The 2896-nt window shown below is 68.3% G+C and carries 2 protein-coding genes; both read left to right on the forward strand.

Annotated features, from left to right (window positions below):
- On the forward strand, nt 1–1177 hold a 1177-nt coding region (locus tag AN218_RS37880), incomplete at its 5' end, for an AAA family ATPase (RefSeq protein WP_244900299.1).
- Nucleotides 1178–1419: 242 nt separating this feature from the next.
- A complete protein-coding gene (locus tag AN218_RS05340; RefSeq protein ID WP_070015453.1) occupies nt 1420–2844 on the forward strand; it encodes a sugar porter family MFS transporter in 1425 nt (474 codons plus the stop codon).
- The last annotated feature ends 52 nt before the right edge of the window (nt 2845–2896 follow it).

Consider the following 2896-nt stretch of genomic DNA (forward strand, 5'->3'; position numbering starts at 1 on the left):
TCGGCTCCAGGTCCGTACGCACGAGGAGCGGGTCAAGTCCCTGGCGGGACGGGCGGATTCACTCGACCGTGGGGCGCGCGCGGAGCGCGAGGCCCGGGCCCGCGCCGAGCAGCGCCGCGCCCGTATGCGGCACGAGGCCGAGGTGGCCGGCGCGGTGGCCTCGGGAGCTCGGCAGCTCCTGGCCTATGTGGAGGCGTCGTTGGCCCGCGCGGAGGAGGAGCGCGAGACGGCCGGGCAGGCCAAGTCCGAGCGGGAACGCGCCCTGGCGGCCGAGCGCAACGAAGGACGCGAGCTGAAGGACGAGTTGGACAAGCTGACCGACTCGATGCACCGCGGCGAGGTGCTGGGCGCCGAGAAGCGGATGCGCGTGGAGCAACTGGAGACCAAGGCGCTGGAGGAGCTGGGCGTCGAACCCGCGGGTCTGATCGGCGAGTACGGCCCGGACCAGCTCGTACCGCCGTCCCTGCCCGCCGAGGGCGAGGAACTGCCCGAGGACCCGGAGCATCCGCGCAACAAGCCGGTTCCGTTCGTCCGCGCCGAGCAGGAGAAGCGGCTGAAGTCGGCCGAACGCGCCTACCAGAAGCTGGGGAAGATCAACCCGCTGGCGCTGGAGGAGTTCGCGGCGCTGGAGGAGCGGCACCAGTTCCTCAGCGAGCAGTTGGAGGACCTGAAGAAGACCCGGGCGGATCTGCTGCAGGTGGTGAAGGAGGTCGACGAGCGCGTCGAGCAGGTCTTCACCGAGGCGTACTACGACACGGCGCGCGAGTTCGAGGGCGTCTTCTCGCGGCTCTTCCCGGGCGGCGAGGGCCGGTTGGTGCTGACGGACCCGGAGAACATGCTCACCACGGGCGTCGACGTCGAGGCGCGGCCGCCGGGCAAGAAGGTCAAGCGGCTCTCGCTGCTCTCCGGCGGCGAGCGGTCCCTGACGGCGGTGGCGCTGCTGGTGTCGATCTTCAAGGCGCGCCCCAGCCCCTTCTACGTCATGGACGAGGTGGAGGCGGCGCTCGACGACACCAACCTCCAGCGTCTGATCGGGCTGATCGAGGAGCTGAAGGGCAGCTCTCAGCTCATCGTCATCACGCACCAGAAGCGGACGATGGAAGTCGCCGACGCGCTCTACGGGGTCTCGATGCAGGGCGACGGTGTCACCAAGGTCATCAGCCAGCGCCTGAGTTGAACCCCGGTCAGTATCGACGCCTCTCAACACCCGCTGCGGCACTGTCTCTTCACATAGTGAACATCGATGTGACAACCGTAACGTCCGGTCAATGAGTCTGGACCTATTGACTTCGAAACTTAAAGTCATAGTCTCTGCAACGTCACTTTTACCTTCAAGCCGTGGCGCGTGCGTCTGCGTGCCCGCCTCGGAGGCGACGCCGTTTTGAACCCGGCCCCGACGCCGGGCACGCAGGAGAGACCTTGACGAGCACCCCACAGCCGGCGCCCCCCACGGAGAGCGGCCAGACCGCACCGCTCGGACGCGTCGTCTTCATCGCAGCAGCAGCCGCCATGGGCGGCTTCCTCTTCGGCTACGACAGCTCCGTGATCAACGGCGCGGTCGAGGCGGTACGCGGCAGATTCGACGCGGGATCGGCCATGCTGGCCCAGGTCATCGCCGCCGCCCTCATCGGCAGCGCGATCGGCGCGGCCCTCGCCGGACGCATCGCGGACCGCATCGGGCGCATCCGCGTCATGCAGATCGCGGCCGTCATCTTCACGGTGAGCGCGATCGGTTCGGCGCTGCCCTTCGCGCTGTGGGACCTCGCCCTGTGGCGCGTGCTCGGCGGTGTCGCGATCGGCATGGCCTCCGTGATCGGGCCCGCGTACATCGCCGAGGTCTCACCGCCCGAGTACCGCGGACGTCTCGCCTCCTTCCAGCAGGCCGCGATCGTCACCGGCATCGCCGTCTCCCAGCTCGTCAACTTCGGGATCCTCACGATCGCGGACGGCGACCAGCGCGGGAATCTGGCCGGCCTGGAGGCGTGGCAGTGGATGCTCGGCATCATGGTGATCCCGTCCGTGGCCTACTTCCTGCTCTCGTTCGTGATCCCCGAGTCGCCGCGCTTCCTGATCTCCGTGGGGCGCCAGGCGAAGGCGCGCGAGGTGCTCGGCAGCGTCGAGGGCGAGCACGACCGGCTCGACGAGCGTCTCGCCGAGATCGAGCACGGGATGCGCACCGAGCACAAGTCGACGTTCAAGGACCTGCTGGGCGGACGGTTCGGCTTCCTGCCCATCGTGTGGGTGGGCATCGGGCTGTCGGTCTTCCAGCAACTCGTCGGCATCAACGTGGTGTTCTACTACTCCTCGACGCTGTGGCAGTCCGTCGGGATCAACCCCGAGAGCTCGTTCCTCTACTCCTTCACCACGTCGATCGTGAACATCATCGGCACCGTCATCGCGATGGCGCTCGTCGACAAGATCGGCCGCAAGCCCCTCGGGCTCATCGGCTCCATCGGCATGACGGTCTCGCTGGCCTCCGTGGCCTGGGCCTTCTCCGCCGTACGGGGCTCGGGCGAGAACGTCTCGCTGCCGGACCTCCAGGGGGCCGTCGCCCTCGTCGGGGCGCACACCTTCACGCTCTTCTTCGCGCTCTCCTGGGGCGTCGTCGTATGGGTGCTGCTCGGCGAGATCTTCCCCAACAAGCTCCGCGCCGCCGGTCTCGGCGTCGCGGCGGCGGCCCAGTGGATCGCCAACTGGGTCATCACCGCCAGCTTCCCGAGCCTTTCCGAGTGGAACCTGTCGGCGACGTACGTGATCTACACGGGCTTCGCCCTGCTCTCGATTCCGTTCCTGCTCAAGTGGGTTCCGGAGCCGAAGGGCAAGGCGTTGGAGGAGATGGGCTAACCGAACCCCGCCGCCCGCTCCTCTGCACGGTCGCCGCCCCGGCCCCACGACG

Source organism: Streptomyces nanshensis, assembly GCF_001751255.1.
Lineage (GTDB): Bacteria > Actinomycetota > Actinomycetes > Streptomycetales > Streptomycetaceae > Streptomyces > Streptomyces nanshensis_A.